The organism is Pseudomonas fluorescens, from assembly GCF_000730425.1.
Classification (GTDB): Bacteria; Pseudomonadota; Gammaproteobacteria; order Pseudomonadales; family Pseudomonadaceae; genus Aquipseudomonas; species Aquipseudomonas fluorescens_X.
The window spans coordinates 3,688,886-3,704,162 of the sequence record NZ_CP008896.1 but is presented as its reverse complement, the minus strand read 5'-3'; the positions used below and the strand labels follow the sequence as shown (position 1 = coordinate 3,704,162).

Genomic DNA, 15,277 nt, shown 5'->3' with positions numbered 1-15,277 from the left:
CTTAGCTCGCAGCAGGCGGCTTGGCCACCGAACACAGGCGGATCGAATCGGCGAGGATATCAATCGCTTTCGGGCGCGGGAAACTGGCACGCCAGGCAATCGCCACGGTGCGGAATGGCACGGGCGGGGTGAGCGGACGTACTTCGATCACGCCGGCAGCGTAGTGATGGCTGTCCACGGCCGACAACGGCAGGATCGAGATGCCCAGGCCGGACGCCACCATATGGCGAATGGTCTCCAGTGAACTGGACTCTACGGTGGTGTGCTTGACGCCATCATTGCCCTTGGTCAGGGTCGGGCAGGCTTCCAGTACCTGGTCGCGGAAGCAGTGGCCTTCACCCAGCAGCAGCAGGCTCTTGTCGTTGAGCAGGCCGGCGTCGATCGTATCTTTTTGGGTCCACGGGTGGGATGCAGGCATCAGCACGTAGAACGGCTCGTCGTAGAGCGGCAACGTCAGCACGTCGGCTTCATTGAACGGCAGGGCGATGATGATCGCGTCCAACTCACCGTTGCGCAGCTTGTCGCGCAGCACGTGGGTGAAGTTCTCTTCGATATACAGCGGCATCTGCGGTGCGACGCGGTGCAGTTGCGGGATCAGGTGCGGGAACAGGTACGGCCCGACGGTGTAGATCGCGCCGACCTTGAGTGGGGCGGTCAGTTGGTTCTTGCCGGCCTGGGCCAGTTCACGAATGCTCTGGGCCTGCTCCAGCACCTTCTGGGCCTGGGCCACAATGCCTTCGCCTACCGGGGTGAGGCGCACGGCGCTTTTGCTGCGCTCGAAAATCAGCACACCGAGTTCGTCTTCAAGCTTCTTCACGCCCACCGACAGCGTCGGCTGGCTGACATGGCAACGTTCGGCGGCATGGCCGAAGTGTTGCTCTTGGGCGAGGGTCACGATGTAGCGTAATTCTGTAAGAGTCATAGCGGGCGTCCATGAGGTTGCGGGCCAAGCATACCGGCTGCAATCGATAGGCGCACGTTATCAGAACTGGAGTGGGGATTGAGCGGTTTATGCGGGGGATTTTGCTTAAGGGGGTTGGCAGCTTTGTGTGGGAGCGGGCTTGCCCGCGATGGCGGTATGTCAGTCATAGATGTCGACTGTTACAGCGCTATCGCGGGCAAGTCCGTACCTCCAGGGTTTAGCGGCGGCGCTTCTCGATGTTGTAGACAAACGGAGCAACGATTTCGATGCTGCCGTTTTTCAACATATCGGCCGGTGGCTTGGGCAGCGGCTGGGCGCGACGGATCATTTCCAGGGTCGCACGGTCCAGGTCGGCGTTGCCGGAGCGGCCTACCAGTTCATAAGACAGCACCTTGCCTTCGGCATCCACCACGAACCGCAAGCGGTTCAAGCCTTCCTTGCCACGGGCCTGGGCGCCTGGCGGGTACTTCTTGTATTTGGCCAGGTGACCCAGCAGCGTGCTTTCCCACGTTGCCTTGGCCGCGACCTGCGCCGGCGAAGGGCCGGGTTGCGGTTGGGCCGATTTTTCCGAAGGCGCGTTATTCGCCGGGCTTTCGCTTGGCGGATCCTCGGAAGGCTTTTCCTTGGGCGGCTCGACCTTTTTCTCAGGCTTGGGCGGCTGTGGCTTGGGCTTTGGCTTGACCGGCTTGGGTACGGAAATCGTGGGTTTCGGTGCCTCGGCCAGTTTCGGCAAAGGCAACTCTTCCACCGGTGCCGGCGGCTGTGGTGGCGTCACCACCTTCGGCGGTGCCGGAGGTGGTGGGGCAGGCATCGGTGCCAGGTCGATGACCATGGCCGCCGGTGGCAACTGCACCCTATGTGGCGCCGACCACTGGTACGCGATGATGATCGCGATGGCGTGGACGCCCAGCACGACGGCGAGGCTGGTGCCATAACGCGTCAGTTTGTGGCGCGTCGTGATCATTTCTTGGCTGCCGTCTCAAGTCCGACCAGACCCACCTTGAGGTAGCCGGCTGCCCGCAGGGCATCCATCACGCTCATCAGGTCGCCGTAGTCCACGCCCTTGTCGGCCTGGAAGAAGATCGTCGTGTCTTTCTTGCCCTGGGTCCGGGCATCGAGCACCGCGCCGAGGGTTTCGGATTTGACTTCTTCTTCGCCCAGGAACAGGCGCTGGTCAGCCTTGACGCTGAGGAACACCGGTTTCTCCGGCCGGGGCGCGGGTTTCGCGCTGGAGGCGGGGAGGTCGACCTTTATATCCACCGTGGCCAAGGGGGCTGCCACCATGAAGATGATCAACAGCACCAGCATCACGTCGATAAACGGCGTGACGTTGATTTCGTGGTTCTCGACGAGCTCGTCGTCGCCTTGATTCAAATGCAGGCCCATGGCCGATTACCCCACTTTCACCATGTGCGGTTGCGAGCTGCGCTCGGTAGGCAGGTGATCGAGGTCACGGCTGACCAGCAACAGGACTTCTGCCGAAGCATCCGATACCTGGGCCTTGTAGCCGGCGATCGAGCGGGCGAATACGTTGTAGATCACCACCGCAGGAATCGCCGCGACCAGACCCAGGGCCGTTGCCAGCAGGGCTTCGGCGATGCCGGGGGCAACGACGGCGAGGTTGGTGGTCTGGGTCTTGGCGATGCCGATGAAGCTGTTCATGATGCCCCAGACGGTACCGAAAAGACCGACGAACGGCGCAGTAGAACCGATGGTTGCCAGCACGCCGGTGCCGCTGCTCATGTTCCGGCCACAGGCCGCCACCAGGCGTTCGAGGCGGAAGCTCACGCGCTCCTTGATGCCTTCCTTTTCGCGGGTGTTGGCCGACAGGCGCATTTCTTCCAGCGCGTCGTGCACCAGCAGGTGCGCCAGGGTGCCCTTGATGGCCGCGCTTTCGCTGGCCTCTTTGAGGGTGGTGGCTTTTTTCAGGTTGGCGATTTCAGTGCGCAGGCGGCGCTTGGCGCCCAGCAGCTCGAAGCCCTTGGCGATCCAGATGGTCCAGGTGATGATCGAGGCGATGGCCAGGCCGATCATCACGATCTTCACGATAATGTCGGCGTTTTGGTACATGCCCCATGGCGACAAGTCGTGGGCCATGCCCAGGGTGTTGTCTTCCTCCAGGACCAGGCCGGTTTCACCTTCCGGGGTAACACCCTCGGTCGCGACTGGAGCCGTGGCTGCAGGGGCGGCAGGTGCAGCGGCATTTTGTTCAGGTGCGGGGGCTGCGGCCGGGGTCGACACAGCGGCGGCAGGCGGGGTGGCCGGGGCCGTGGCATCGGCGAAAGCGGCGGTCGGTGCCAGCAAGGCGCTGAACAGCACCGCAGCAATCGCACGCCAGGCGCGGGACGGGCTGTGAGGCTTGGTTGGCGAAGCGGGGAGGTTATTGCGTGTCATGCTGGCCGGACCTGAGAGTTGAAAATAAGTAATTGTCCTGCCAGGCCGGAGGAAGGCCGAGGACAAAGGGGCGGTTATTATTGCAAGTAATTCTTGTTAACAGAAGTAATACAGTAACTTTATTTGTGCTTTTTCTGGCCGCTGGTCACCTGCGAGGGCTAATCTAGACCTTTGAGAACGGAGTTTTGTGATGTCTGCGCCTTCTGTGGTGATTGCCGGTTGTGGTGATGTGGGTAGCCGGCTGGCGAGTCAATTGCTGGCTGCGGGCTGGGAGGTGCATGGCTTGCGACGCAATGTCGCGCGCTTGCCGCAAGGGGTGATCGGCATCGCCGGCGACCTGTTCAAAAAGGACTGCCCTGATACCTGGCCAATCGGCGGTGTGGACTACCTGGTGTATTGCGCGGCTGCGACCGAGCACGATGAGGCCGGTTATCGCAAAGCCTATGTCGAAGGCTTGCAGCACGTGCTGGAGTGGCTCGACGACTACGGCCAGCAACCCAAGCAGTTGCTATTTGTGTCCAGCAGCAGCGTTTACGGGCAGCAAAGCGGTGAGTGGGTCGATGAGACTTCACCCACCCAGGCCGTCGGCTATTCCGGGCAGGTGATGCTGGAAGCCGAGCAAGTGGCGTTCGACAGCGGTATCCCCGCCACGACCATACGTTTGACCGGTATCTACGGGCCCGGGCGTGAGTGGTTGTTGAGCCAGGTGCGCCAGGGCTATCGCGTGGCAGTCGAGCCACCGTTGTATGGCAACCGAATCCATGTCGATGATGCGGCAGGGTTGTTGGCCTTCCTGCTGCTGCATGTGGAGCGGGGTGGTGCGTTGGACAAGGTCTATATCGGTGTGGACGATGCGCCTGCGCCGCTGGCTGAAGTCGTGGGCTGGCTGCGGGAATACCTTGGGGTGACCGAATGGGCCGAAGACGCCAGTGTGCGGCGCACGGGCAGCAAGCAGTGCAGCAATGCACGGGCCAGGGCGTTGGGCTGGGCGCCGACCTATCCAAGCTATCGCGAAGGCTATGCCGCGATCCTGAAAGGCTGACACGCGATTAAAATGTGGGAGCGGGCTTGCCCGCGATGCAGGCAGCTCGGTGAGTCAGTGACACAGAGGTACTGCTATCGAAGGCAAGCCAGCTCCCGCACAAGCCGGCCCCTACCACGAATCACTGTTTTTCCAGCAGCCACTGGCGCGGTCCCGGGGTAAACGAAGGGACTTCGTCGGCCTGGGACGTGTTGATTGCCTGGAAAATTTCCAGCTGCTTGTCATTGCGGCTGAAGATCCATGGGTTGCCCTGGCCGCCTTGTTGCAGCCAGATGCTGTCGTAGCCGCCGCTCATTGAGGCGCAATCGCCAGCCAGGCACAGTGAGTACTGGTCTGCACCAGGCAGGCCGGAGACTTGGCCGTTGGCCTGGAACTGTACGGTCTGGCCCAGGCCGCTGCCGCTGGTAATTTTCCAGCTGCCGCCCATATAAGCCGAGTACAGCGCCCGTTCGAAGTTGGCACCCAGGGGCGCGCCTTGGGGGGCCGGGTCCTTGGGGCGATCAAAGAGCTGTTCGGGCTCGTTGTCGTTGGCCACTTGCAGCAGCTGTTTGCCCTTGCGCTTGAGCTCGGTGGTGGAGCTGCCGTAGAAATCAACGCTCCAGGTGCCTGACTTTTCGCCTTCCAGTTTGCCTTCAGGCAGTTCAAAGCCATTGAAGTAGCGCGCCTGGTTGGCCCGAGTGTTGACCTCCCATTCGAGGTTCGGGCCATAGGCCTGCAGGGCTTCACGCAAAGGGCCGCCCTTGGACGCCGCATCGATGGCAACCTGGTTGATCCAGGTGCCACTCACATCCCGGGCTGCAGGATTGCTGGCGCAGCCGCCAAGGAGAAGGGCAAGCAGCGTGGAGGCAACGAGCGCTTTGCGCATTACGGAATCCTTTTAAAACGAAGTCGGCGCAACCCCTTGGGTTGCGCCGAATGCATTACTCGATGACCAGAATCGCGTCCATCTCAACCTGCGAGCCCTTGGGCAGGGCGGCAACGCCAATGGCGGCGCGGGCTGGGTAGGGCTGCTCGAAGTACTTGCCCATGATCTCGTTGACCTTGGCAAAGTGGCTCAGGTCGGTGAGGAAGATGTTCAACTTGACGATGTCCTTGAACGAACCGCCCGCTGCTTCGGCTACCGACTTGAGGTTTTCGAAGACCTGCACGGTTTGGGCTTCGAAGCCTTCAACCAGCTCCATGGTCTTTGGGTCCAGCGGGATCTGGCCGGACATGTAGACGGTGTTGCCCGCCTTGATCGCCTGGGAATAAGTACCGATGGCGGCAGGTGCCTTGTCGCTGGTGATAACAGTCTTGGTCATGAATGACTCCTTGTAATGTCCGGGATATAGGGGGTGTCATGCGCGCATGCGAGTGATGCGGATAACCCCGGTCAGGGCACGCAATTTCTTGATCACGCGGGCCAGGTGCACGCGGTCGTGCACGCTGACCACCAACTGAACCACGCTGATGCGACCATCGCGCTCGTCCATGCTGATTTTTTCGATATTGCCATCGGCGGCGTTGACGCTGCTGGCCAGCAAGGCGATCAGGCCTCGCTGGTGCTCCAGCTCGACCCGCAGTTCGACGTTGAATTCGCCGGTCACATCCTTGGCCCATGACAGCTGGATGCATTTTTCCGGGTTGTGGCGGATTTCACTGATGTTGCGACAGTTGTCCAGGTGCACGACCATGCCTTTGCCAGCGGACAGGTGCCCGACAATCGGGTCGCCCGGGATCGGCGTGCAGCACTTGGCGTAGCTCAGCACCAGGCCTTCGGTGCCGCGAATGGCCAGCGGGCCTTCGGGGCTCGGCAGTTGTTCGCCTTCGCCCAGCAGGCGACGGGCAACGACGTAGGCCATGCGGTTGCCCAGGCCGATATCTTCAAGCAGGTCTTCGATGGTTTCCTGGCGGTACTCGTGGAGGATCGCCTGCACGCGCTCGGCGGGGATCTTCTCCAGGGAGCTGTCGAAACCGTTGAGTACCTTGTTCAGCAGGCGTTCGCCCAGGCTGATGGACTCGGAGCGGCGTTGTAGCTTCAGGGCATGGCGGATATGGGTGCGAGCCTTGCCGGTGACCACGAAGTTGAGCCAGGCCGGATTTGGCCGGGCCCCCGGCGCGCTGACGATCTCCACGGTGGAGCCGCTTTGCAGCGGTTCCGACAGCGGGGCCAGGCGACGGTTGATCCGGCAGGCAATGCAGCTGTTGCCGACGTCGGTGTGTACCGCGTAGGCAAAGTCGACCGCCGTAGAACCCTTGGGCAGCTCCATGATGCGGCCTTTGGGCGTGAACACGTAGACCTCGTCCGGGAACAGGTCGATCTTCACGCTTTCGATGAATTCCAGGGAGTTGCCGGCACGCTGCTGCATTTCCAGCACGCCTTTGACCCACTGGCGGGCGCGGGCATGGGTGCCTTTGGGCTGTTCGTCGCCACTGGATTTGTACAGCCAATGGGCGGCGATGCCGTTGTTGGCCATCTCTTCCATTTCCCGGGTGCGGATCTGGATCTCGATCGGTACCCCGTGCATGCCAAACAGCGTGGTATGCAGGGACTGATAGCCGTTGGCCTTGGGGATGGCAATGTAGTCCTTGAAGCGGCCCGGCAGGGGCTTGTACAAATTATGTACAGCGCCCAGCACGCGGTAGCAGGTATCGACCTTGTCGACGATGATGCGGAACGCATACACGTCCATGATCTCGTTGAACGCCCGACGCTTGCCGCGCATCTTCTTGTAGATGCCGTAGATATGTTTCTGCCGCCCGCTGACTTCGCCTTCAATCTCGTCGATTGCCAGGCAATGGCTCAGGGACTCTTCGATCTTGTTGACGATTTCCTTGCGATTGCCCCGGGCGCGCTTGACCGCCTGGTAGATGCGCGCCGAGCGCATCGGGTGCATCGCCTTGAAGCCAAGGTCTTCGAACTCGATACGAATGGCGTGCATGCCCAGCCGGTTGGCGATGGGCGCGTAGATTTCCAGGGTTTCCTTGGCGATGCGCCGGCGTTTTTCGCCGGATAGCACTTCCAGCGTACGCATGTTGTGCAGCCGGTCGGCAAGCTTGACCAGGATCACCCGGATATCCCTGGCCATGGCCATGGCCATTTTCTGGAAGTTTTCCGCCTGGGCCTCGGCTTTGGTCTCGAAGTTCATCTGGGTCAGCTTGCTGACCCCGTCGACCAGGTCGGCCACGGTTTCGCCAAATTGCGCGCTGAGCGCTTCCTTGGCAATACCGGTGTCTTCGATCACGTCATGCAGCATCGCGGCCATCAGGCTTTGATGGTCCATGTGCATGTCGGCAAGAATATTGGCCACCGCAAGAGGATGGGTGACATACGCCTCGCCGCTGCGGCGGCGTTGGCCGTCGTGGGCTTGTTCGGCGTAGAAATACGCTCGGCGGACCAGGTTGACCTGGTCGGTGCCGAGGTAGGTCGATAAGCGATCGGCGAGGGCGTCTATGCTCGGCAAAGTGTTAACTCCTGCCGAAGGCTGTGACCCCGCGCCGTGCTACGTCGACCAGGCATAGGCTTAGACGGCCTCGTTGGACTCGTCCTCGAACGCTGCAAACAGCGGTTCGTCTTCAACGATCTCAGCGTTGGCAATGAACTCGTAGCTCATCAGGCCTTCAGCGATTTCGCGCAAGGCTACAACGGTAGGCTTGTCGTTTTCCCACTGGACCAGAGGCTCTTTGCCGCCAGTGGCCAATTGACGGGCACGCTTGGTAGAGAGCATGACCAGCTCAAAGCGGTTATCCACGTGTTCTAGGCAGTCTTCAACGGTTACGCGGGCCATGGTATTCCTCGGAGCGAATGCAAGATGCGCGCTGCCCGGTTGGGCGAGCGGACTCAACAGTTTAAAAAATCACCAGCGTTTAGGGAAGCGCTGATTTTCCGCAGGCCCCGGTAAACACGCTACAAGTGCCAATGTAAGGCCCTTGCAGCGGTTTTGGAAAGAGCCATTCAACCGAGCAGTTCGGCCAACAATTTGCCAAAACGCTGTTGTTGGCGCTTTTGCTGGAGCTGATTGGCGCGGAAAATCGCCTTCAGGTCGTCCAGGGCGTGGGCAAAATCGTCGTTGATGATCAGGTAGTCGTAGTCCACATAGTGGCTCATTTCACTGACGGCTTCGCGCATGCGCCCGTCGATGATTTCGTCGCTGTCTTGGCCGCGGTTGGTCAGGCGCTGGTGCAAGGCTTCCAGGGACGGCGGCAGGATGAAGATCGAGCGCGCCTTGGGCATCAATTGGCGCACCTGTTCGGCGCCCTGCCAGTCGATTTCCAGGATCAGGTCATGGCCTTCGTCCAGGGTCTGCTGCAAATGACTCTGGGACGTGCCATAGAGGTTGCCGAACACTTCGGCGCGCTCCAGGAAGTCGCCGTGTTCGATCATCTTCACGAACTCACTGCGCTCGACGAAGTGATAGTTCACGCCGTTCACCTCGCCGGGACGCATGGCGCGGGTAGTGTGGGAGACCGATACGCGGATCTCCGGCTTGGCGTCGGTCAGGGCCTTGACCAGGCTGCTTTTGCCCGCGCCCGAGGGTGCGGAAATGATGTATAGGGTGCCGGTGCTATGGGTCATGGGAGCTGCCTTACTCAATATTCTGTACTTGTTCGCGCATTTGCTCGATCAACACTTTGAGGTTGACCGCAGCCTGGGTGCTGCGCGGATCGAAGGCTTTGGAGCCCAGTGTATTGGCTTCGCGGTTGAGTTCCTGCATCAGGAAGTCCAGGCGCCGACCAGCGGCACCGGCCGATTTGAGTACGCGGCGCACTTCCAGGATGTGGGTGTTGAGGCGGTCGAGTTCTTCGGCGACGTCGCTTTTTTGCGCGAGCAGGACCATTTCCTGCTCCAGGCGCACCGGATCAAGGTCGGCTTTCATGTCGGTGAAACGATCGAGGACTTTCTGGCGCTGGGCGGCGAGCATTTGCGGTACCAGTTCGCGCAAGGTCACGACGTCGGCTTCGATGGCCGTCAGGCGCTCGCTGATCAGTCGGGCCAGTTCGCCGCCTTCGCGCTCGCGACCGGCCTTGAGTTCCTTGAGGCCTTGGTTGAACAAGGCCAGGGCTTCGGCATTCAGTGCCTGCGGGTCAGTGGCGTCGGCCACCAGGACGCCAGGCCAGGCCAGGACTTCCAACGGGTTCAGTGCTGCCGGCTGCTTGATCAGGCTGGCGATGGTTTCAGCGGCGGCAACCAGTTGCGCGGCGCGCGCGCGGTCAACCTGCAGCGGCTTGCCGGTGGCCTCCTCGGTAAAGCGCAGGGTGCATTCCAGCTTGCCGCGGGAGATGCCGGCGCGCAGCGCTTCGCGCACGGCACCTTCAAGGTCGCGAAAGGATTCGGGAAGGCGCAGGTGCGGCTCCAGGTAGCGGCTGTTGACCGAGCGCAATTCCCAGCTCAGGGTGCCTTGGGCGCCGGCTTTTTCAACGCGGGCGAAGGCGGTCATGCTATGCACCATGGAGGTACCTCGCGATACAGTCCCGCAAACGGGCGGGCTGGTGGGTAGATTGAAGCCGACTGGCTGCGAAGGCGCAGGATTGTAGCGCAACGGGGCGAGCGGTCCCAAATGGTGGCTGTGACAAAGGGTGGCAGGGGCTGCCCATTCGTAACCGAATTTATTAGCAGTGCCGAGAAGCGGCCTGCGGCTCTATAATGCTCGGCAGTTTTTCGTCCTTAGTACAGGTATCCCCTATGAAACGTCCAAGTGGTCGCGTTGCCGATCAGCTCCGCTCGATCCGCATCACCCGCAACTACACCAAACACGCCGAGGGATCTGTACTGGTCGAGTTTGGCGATACCAAGGTCATCTGCACCGTCAGCGTTGAAAACGGCGTGCCGCGGTTCCTCAAGGGCCAGGGCCAGGGTTGGTTGACCGCTGAATACGGCATGCTGCCGCGCGCCACCGGCGAGCGTAACCAGCGTGAAGCCAGCCGTGGCAAGCAGGGTGGTCGTACCCTGGAAATCCAGCGCCTGATCGGTCGCTCCCTGCGCGCAGCGCTGGACATGTCTAAATTGGGCGATGTGACCCTGTACGTCGACTGCGACGTGATCCAGGCCGATGGCGGCACCCGCACCGCATCCATCACTGGTGCCATGGTGGCGCTGGTCGATGCGCTGAAAGTGATCAAGAAGCGCGGCGGCTTGAAAGGCGGTGATCCGCTCAAGCAGATGATTGCTGCCGTATCGGTGGGCATGTATCAGGGCGAGCCTGTTCTGGACCTGGACTATCTGGAAGATTCGGCGGCCGAGACTGACCTGAACGTGGTCATGACCAGCACCGGTGGTTTCATCGAAGTGCAGGGCACCGCCGAAGGCGCGCCGTTCCAGCCGGCAGAACTGAACGCTATGCTGGCCCTGGCCCAGAAAGGCATGAGCGAAATCTTCGAACTGCAGAACGCCACACTGGCTGACTGAAACCGGCCTCAAGGAGCAACGCCATGAGTGACAACCAGCTTCCCGTGTCAGCCCAGAACAAGGAAGTGCGCCAGTGGGCCATGCTCTGTCACTTCGCGGCGTTCCTGGGCTTGGTGTTCCCCTTTGGCAGCGTGCTGGGGCCGTTGATCCTGTGGCAGGTGAAGAAGGACATGGACCCGCTGATCGATGATCAGGGCAAGGAGGCCCTGAACTTCCAGTTGACCGTGGTCATCGCCTGGCTGGTCTGCTTTGTCCTGGGGTTCGTGGTGATTGGCTTCCTGTTGATGGTGGTGTTGGTGATCGCCGCGCTGGTGTTGACCATCATTGGTGGGGTCAAGGCCAACAAAGGCATTGCCTACCGCTACCCTTGTACATGGCGATTGATCAAATAATGATCGCCCACAAAAAAACCGACAGCGATGTCGGTTTTTTTGTGCCTGGATGTTGGCCTCAGATGGTCAAGGTCCAGTCGTAGTCCACGATCAACGGCGCGTGTTGCGAGAAGCGCGGTTGACGCGGCAGGCGTGCGCTGCGGACAAACCGGCGCAGGCCGGGGGTCAGCAACTGGTAGTCAAAACGCCAGCCCAGGTTAAGCATCTCGGCCTGTTCGTTGTCCGGCCACCAGCTGTACTGGTCGCCTTCGCGGCTGACTTCACGCAAGGCATCTACATAACCCATGTTGCCGACAATCTCGTCCATCCAGGCCCGTTCCGGCGCCAGGAAGCCCGGGGATTGCTGGCTGTCGCGCCAGTTCTTGATATCCAGCTTCTGTTGCGCCACATACAGCGAGCCACAATAAATGTACTCGCGGCGTTTGCGTCGCTGTTTATCCAGATAACGGGCGAAATCGTCCATTAGCTTGAACTTCTGGTTCAAGTCTTCATCACCGTTCATCCCTGAAGGGAGGAGCAAGGTGGCAATACTGACTTTGTCGAAATCGGCTTGCAGGTAGCGCCCGTAGCGATCGGCTGTCTCGAAGCCGAGGCCGCTGATGACCGCCTTGGGTTGCAACCGTGAATACAGAGCCACGCCACCTTGGGCAGGGACTTCGGCATCACAGGCATAAAGGAAGTAGCCATCCAGTTGGAAGGCTGGGTCGTCCAGTTCAAAGGCGGAGGCGCGGGTGTCCTGCAGGCAGATGACGTCGGCATTCTGGGCTTGCAGCCAACTGAGCAAACCACGCTCGACTGCAGCCTGAATACCATTAACGTTCACACTGATGATCCGCATAAATGGCCCCAAAAATCGCGTGCGTGTATGATACACGCGGTCTACCTATTTAGCTAAATCCGTGGTATCTGAGGCTTTTTTCATGCAGGCGTATCAACGCGATTTCATTCGTTTTGCCATCGATCGCGGGGTTTTGCGCTTCGGTGAGTTCACCCTCAAGTCCGGGCGCACCAGCCCATACTTCTTCAATGCCGGCCTGTTCAATTCGGGTTCTGCCCTGGCGCAGCTGGGTCGTTTCTACGCCGCCGCCATCGTTGAAAGCGGTATTTCCTTCGACGTGCTGTTTGGCCCGGCCTACAAAGGCATTCCATTGGCTGCCGCGACCGCCGTGGCCCTGGCTGAACATCACGGCCGGGATCTGCCATGGTGCTTCAACCGCAAGGAAGCCAAGGCCCACGGCGAGGGTGGTAGCCTGGTCGGCGCGCCGCTGGCTGGTGAAGTGCTGATCATTGACGACGTGATCACCGCCGGTACCGCGATTCGCGAAGTGATGCAGATCATTGCGTCCCAGGAGGGCGCCAAGGCCGCGGGCGTGCTGATTGCGCTGAACCGCCAGGAACGCGGCAACGGTGAGTTGTCGGCGATCCAGGAAGTGGAGCGTGATTTCGGGATTCCCGTGGTCAGTATCGTGTCGCTGAACCAGGTATTGCAGTTCCTCGAAGACGACCCGCAGCTCAAGCAGCACCTGCCGGCTGTTCGCGCATACCGCGAACAATTTGGCGTCTGATACCGAACCCTGTGGGAGCGGGCTTGCTCGCGAATACGGTAGGTCAGAAACATATTCAGTGACTGACACTCCGCTTTCGCGAGCAAGCCCGCTCCCACATTTGGATCGAGTGCAAACAAAAGGCCCCGCTCAATTTGATTGAGCGGGGCCTTTTGTTTTCTGGTGCTTAAGGACGCTTGCGATTGCTGATCAGCGTGCCCATGCCTGTATCGGTGAAGATCTCCAGCAACACCGCATTGGGCACCCGGCCATCGATGATCAACGAGCTGCCTACGCCACCTTGCACGGCTTCCAGCGCGCAGCGGATCTTCGGCAGCATGCCGCCGTAGATGGTGCCATCGGCGATCAGATCGTCGACCTGTTGGGTGGTCAGGCCGGTCAGGACCTTGCCTTCCTTGTCCATCAGGCCGGCGATGTTGGTCAGCAGCATCAGCTTCTCGGCCTTCAGGGCCTCGGCGACCTTGCCGGCCACCAGGTCGGCGTTGATGTTGTAGGACTCGCCATTGGCACCCACGCCGATCGGCGCGATCACCGGAATGAAGTCGCCCTTGACCAGCAGGTTCAGCAAGTCGGTGTTGATGCCGATGACTTCGCCTACCTGGCCGATGTCGATGATTTCCGGCTGGGTCATCTCCGGGGTCTTGCGGGTCACGGTGAGTTTCTTCGCGCGGATCAGCTCGGCGTCCTTGCCGGTCAGGCCAATGGCGCTGCCGCCGTGGCGGTTGATCAGGTTGACGATGTCTTTGTTCACCTGACCGCCAAGGACCATCTCTACCACGTCCATGGTCTGCGCATCGGTGACGCGCATGCCGTCGATGAAATGACTCTCGATGGACAAGCGCTTGAGCAGGTCACCGATTTGCGGGCCGCCGCCGTGGACCACCACCGGGTTGATCCCGACGGCTTTCATCAGCACGATGTCGCGGGCAAAGCCGGTTTTCAGCTCGTCGCTTTCCATGGCATTGCCGCCGTACTTGATCACCAGCGTCTTGCCGACGTAGCGTCGAATGTAAGGCAACGCTTCGGAAAGGACCTTGGCGGTGTTGGCGGCGGCTTCGCGTTCGAGGGTCATTCAGGGCTCCGGGGCAAATAATCAGAACGGTAGTTGGAGATCAGGGGCAACGCGTTTCAACTGGGCGTGGAACACGTCCTTGATGCGCTGCAACTCGGCCTCGGTATCCGCCTCGAAACGCAGGACCAGCACCGGAGTGGTGTTGGACGCGCGAACCAGGCCCCAGCCTTCGGCATAATCGACTCGCACACCATCAATGGTGGTCAGGTTGGCGCCTTCACCCCATTGCGCATCGTGCAGAGCATCAATGATGCTGAATTTGCTCTCTTCGGTCACATGGATATTGATTTCCGGCGTCGAAATATCGTTCGGGAAGGTCTCGAACAGCACTTCGGCGCTGGATTTTTCCTTGCTGAGTATCTCCAGCAGGCGGGCGGCGCTGTAGATGCCGTCGTCAAAACCGAACCAGCGCTCCTTGAAGAACACATGGCCACTCATTTCGCCGGCCAGCAGGGCGCCGGTTTCCTTCATTTTCTTTTTGATCAACGAATGACCAGTCTTCCACATCAGTGGGCGGCCGCCGTACTCCTTGATCAGCGGTGTCAGGCGACGGGTGCATTTGACGTCGAAGATGATCTCGGCACCAGGGTTGCGTGCCACCACATCACGGGCGAACAGCATCAGCAGGCGGTCGGGGAACACAATGCTGCCGGTGTTGGTCACCACGCCCACGCGGTCGCCGTCGCCATCGAAGGCCAGGCCGACATCGGCGCCGACTTCTTCGACCTTGGCGATCAGGTCCACCAGGTTTTCAGGCTTGCCCGGGTCCGGGTGATGGTTGGGGAAGTTGCCGTCGACGTCGCAGAACAGCGGGATCACCTCGCAGTTCAGGGCTTCGAGCAGTTGCGGGGCGATCACGCCGGCCGCACCGTTGCCGCAGTCCACCACGACTTTCAGGCGGCGCTCAAGCTTGACGTCGCGGGTGATTTCGTCCGAATAGCGCTGGAGGATATCGACCTTGGTGATACTGCCCTGGCCGCTGGTCAGGTCATTGGTCTTGAGGCGAGTGTGCAGGGCCTGGATCTGTTCGTTGGCCAAGGTGTCGCCAGCGATCACGATCTTGAAGCCGTTGTAGTCCGATGGGTTGTGGCTGCCGGTGAGCATGACACCGGATTTGCCGGCCAGTACGTTGGCGGCGTAGTACAGCGCCGGCGTCGGTACCAGGCCTACGTCACTGACATGGCAGCCACTGTCGGCCAGGCCTTGGATCAGGCGCTCCACCAGCTCGGGGCCGGACAGGCGGCCGTCGCGCCCGACAGAGACGTTGGGCTCGCCCTGGGCCAGGCTTTGGGAGCCGATGGCGCGGCCGATCCAGTAGGCGGTTTCGGCGGTCAGGGTTTTCGGGACGACGCCACGGATGTCGTAGGCGCGGAAAATGCTGTCGGGAAACGTCGGTGCGACTGGGGCTGCGTTGCTCATCACTGGGGAAACTCCATCGATACGGGGCGGACAGGCCTGAATGTGGCGACCGGTAGGCTCAAACTGAAGCGTAAGACGGCGTTTTT

Annotated in this window: 16 protein-coding genes and 1 pseudogene; 4 read left to right on the top strand and 13 right to left on the bottom strand. The window is 60.7% G+C overall.

The window, feature by feature from the left end:
• Nucleotide 1 precedes the first annotated feature (1 nt).
• The 4 genes from HZ99_RS16655 to exbB form a co-directional block, all read right to left on the bottom strand.
• Nucleotides 2-922 carry a hydrogen peroxide-inducible genes activator gene (locus HZ99_RS16655; protein WP_038444503.1) on the bottom strand — a complete coding sequence of 307 codons (921 nt, stop codon included), beginning with the start codon at nt 920-922 and terminating at the stop codon, nt 2-4.
• A gap of 217 nt (nt 923-1,139) precedes the next feature.
• Complete coding sequence (locus tag HZ99_RS16650) at nt 1,140-1,886, bottom strand: TonB family protein (protein WP_038444501.1); 747 nt, start codon at nt 1,884-1,886, stop codon at nt 1,140-1,142.
• Nucleotides 1,883-2,308 (bottom strand): TonB system transport protein ExbD, encoded by a 426-nt coding sequence (gene exbD, locus HZ99_RS16645; RefSeq protein ID WP_029289838.1) that lies wholly within the window; start codon nt 2,306-2,308, stop codon nt 1,883-1,885. The genes HZ99_RS16650 and exbD overlap by 4 nt, the downstream gene beginning before the upstream one ends.
• Before the next feature lie 6 nt (nt 2,309-2,314).
• On the bottom strand, nt 2,315-3,316 hold the full coding sequence (gene exbB, locus HZ99_RS16640; protein ID WP_038444499.1) for a tonB-system energizer ExbB: 1,002 nt from the start codon (nt 3,314-3,316) through the stop codon (nt 2,315-2,317).
• 190 nt (nt 3,317-3,506) lie between these two features.
• On the opposite strand from exbB, the gene HZ99_RS16635 reads away from it, so the two are divergent.
• Nucleotides 3,507-4,358: an NAD-dependent epimerase/dehydratase family protein gene (locus HZ99_RS16635; RefSeq protein WP_038444497.1), complete on the top strand. Its 852-nt coding sequence runs from the start codon at nt 3,507-3,509 to the stop codon at nt 4,356-4,358.
• Between the two features lie 121 nt (nt 4,359-4,479).
• Here the strand turns inward: HZ99_RS16635 and HZ99_RS16630 are convergent, their stop codons facing one another.
• From HZ99_RS16630 to HZ99_RS16605, 6 genes are all read right to left on the bottom strand, one after another.
• Nucleotides 4,480-5,223: a hypothetical protein gene (locus HZ99_RS16630; protein WP_038444495.1), complete on the bottom strand. Its 744-nt coding sequence runs from the start codon at nt 5,221-5,223 to the stop codon at nt 4,480-4,482.
• Between the two features lie 55 nt (nt 5,224-5,278).
• Nucleotides 5,279-5,659, bottom strand: coding sequence for a RidA family protein (locus HZ99_RS16625; RefSeq protein WP_025130815.1), 381 nt, complete (start codon nt 5,657-5,659; stop codon nt 5,279-5,281).
• Nucleotides 5,660-5,695: 36 nt separating this feature from the next.
• Nucleotides 5,696-7,801, bottom strand: coding sequence for a bifunctional GTP diphosphokinase/guanosine-3',5'-bis pyrophosphate 3'-pyrophosphohydrolase (gene spoT / locus HZ99_RS16620; RefSeq protein ID WP_032856810.1), 2,106 nt, complete (start codon nt 7,799-7,801; stop codon nt 5,696-5,698).
• A 60-nt stretch (nt 7,802-7,861) separates the two neighbouring features.
• Nucleotides 7,862-8,125: a DNA-directed RNA polymerase subunit omega gene (rpoZ, locus tag HZ99_RS16615; RefSeq protein ID WP_003176920.1), complete on the bottom strand. Its 264-nt coding sequence runs from the start codon at nt 8,123-8,125 to the stop codon at nt 7,862-7,864.
• Nucleotides 8,126-8,292: 167 nt separating this feature from the next.
• Entirely contained in the window at nt 8,293-8,913 is a 621-nt protein-coding gene (gmk, locus tag HZ99_RS16610) for a guanylate kinase (protein WP_038444490.1), read from the bottom strand.
• Between the two features lie 10 nt (nt 8,914-8,923).
• Nucleotides 8,924-9,787 carry a YicC/YloC family endoribonuclease gene (locus HZ99_RS16605; protein WP_038444488.1) on the bottom strand — a complete coding sequence of 288 codons (864 nt, stop codon included), beginning with the start codon at nt 9,785-9,787 and terminating at the stop codon, nt 8,924-8,926.
• A 233-nt stretch (nt 9,788-10,020) separates the two neighbouring features.
• Between HZ99_RS16605 and rph the strand changes: the two genes are divergently transcribed.
• The gene (rph, locus tag HZ99_RS16600) at nt 10,021-10,743 is read left to right on the top strand and encodes a ribonuclease PH (RefSeq protein ID WP_038444486.1); all 723 of its coding nucleotides are present in this window, start codon (nt 10,021-10,023) and stop codon (nt 10,741-10,743) included.
• 23 nt (nt 10,744-10,766) lie between these two features.
• Nucleotides 10,767-11,135 (top strand): DUF4870 domain-containing protein, encoded by a 369-nt coding sequence (locus HZ99_RS16595; protein ID WP_038444485.1) that lies wholly within the window; start codon nt 10,767-10,769, stop codon nt 11,133-11,135.
• 58 nt (nt 11,136-11,193) lie between these two features.
• Here the strand turns inward: HZ99_RS16595 and HZ99_RS16590 are convergent, their stop codons facing one another.
• A complete protein-coding gene (locus HZ99_RS16590) occupies nt 11,194-11,973 on the bottom strand; it encodes an exodeoxyribonuclease III (RefSeq protein ID WP_029289816.1) in 780 nt (259 codons plus the stop codon).
• Between the two features lie 82 nt (nt 11,974-12,055).
• Here HZ99_RS16590 and pyrE point away from each other — a divergent pair, with 82 nt between their 5' ends.
• Nucleotides 12,056-12,700, top strand: coding sequence for an orotate phosphoribosyltransferase (gene pyrE, locus HZ99_RS16585; protein ID WP_038444483.1), 645 nt, complete (start codon nt 12,056-12,058; stop codon nt 12,698-12,700).
• Nucleotides 12,701-12,866: 166 nt separating this feature from the next.
• On the opposite strand, the gene argB is transcribed toward pyrE, so the two are convergent.
• A complete protein-coding gene (gene argB, locus HZ99_RS16580; protein ID WP_029289812.1) occupies nt 12,867-13,772 on the bottom strand; it encodes an acetylglutamate kinase in 906 nt (301 codons plus the stop codon).
• Between the two features lie 21 nt (nt 13,773-13,793).
• Nucleotides 13,794-15,200: pseudogene (locus tag HZ99_RS16575) on the bottom strand (phosphomannomutase/phosphoglucomutase); the annotation flags it as partial.
• Nucleotides 15,201-15,277 lie beyond the last annotated feature (77 nt).

Coding starts and splice junctions, on each gene's coding strand:
- pyrE (WP_038444483.1), top strand. CDS start 12,056: ATGCAGGCGTATCAACGCGATTTCATTCGTTTTGCCATCGATCGCGGG.
- HZ99_RS16595 (WP_038444485.1), top strand. CDS start 10,767: ATGAGTGACAACCAGCTTCCCGTGTCAGCCCAGAACAAGGAAGTGCGC.
- HZ99_RS16605 (WP_038444488.1), bottom strand. CDS start 9,787: ATGGTGCATAGCATGACCGCCTTCGCCCGCGTTGAAAAAGCCGGCGCC.
- rph (WP_038444486.1), top strand. CDS start 10,021: ATGAAACGTCCAAGTGGTCGCGTTGCCGATCAGCTCCGCTCGATCCGC.
- HZ99_RS16625 (WP_025130815.1), bottom strand. CDS start 5,659: ATGACCAAGACTGTTATCACCAGCGACAAGGCACCTGCCGCCATCGGT.
- gmk (WP_038444490.1), bottom strand. CDS start 8,913: ATGACCCATAGCACCGGCACCCTATACATCATTTCCGCACCCTCGGGC.
- HZ99_RS16590 (WP_029289816.1), bottom strand. CDS start 11,973: ATGCGGATCATCAGTGTGAACGTTAATGGTATTCAGGCTGCAGTCGAG.
- HZ99_RS16630 (WP_038444495.1), bottom strand. CDS start 5,223: ATGCGCAAAGCGCTCGTTGCCTCCACGCTGCTTGCCCTTCTCCTTGGC.
- HZ99_RS16650 (WP_038444501.1), bottom strand. CDS start 1,886: ATGATCACGACGCGCCACAAACTGACGCGTTATGGCACCAGCCTCGCC.
- exbD (WP_029289838.1), bottom strand. CDS start 2,308: ATGGGCCTGCATTTGAATCAAGGCGACGACGAGCTCGTCGAGAACCAC.
- HZ99_RS16635 (WP_038444497.1), top strand. CDS start 3,507: ATGTCTGCGCCTTCTGTGGTGATTGCCGGTTGTGGTGATGTGGGTAGC.
- HZ99_RS16655 (WP_038444503.1), bottom strand. CDS start 922: ATGACTCTTACAGAATTACGCTACATCGTGACCCTCGCCCAAGAGCAA.
- argB (WP_029289812.1), bottom strand. CDS start 13,772: ATGACCCTCGAACGCGAAGCCGCCGCCAACACCGCCAAGGTCCTTTCC.
- rpoZ (WP_003176920.1), bottom strand. CDS start 8,125: ATGGCCCGCGTAACCGTTGAAGACTGCCTAGAACACGTGGATAACCGC.
- exbB (WP_038444499.1), bottom strand. CDS start 3,316: ATGACACGCAATAACCTCCCCGCTTCGCCAACCAAGCCTCACAGCCCG.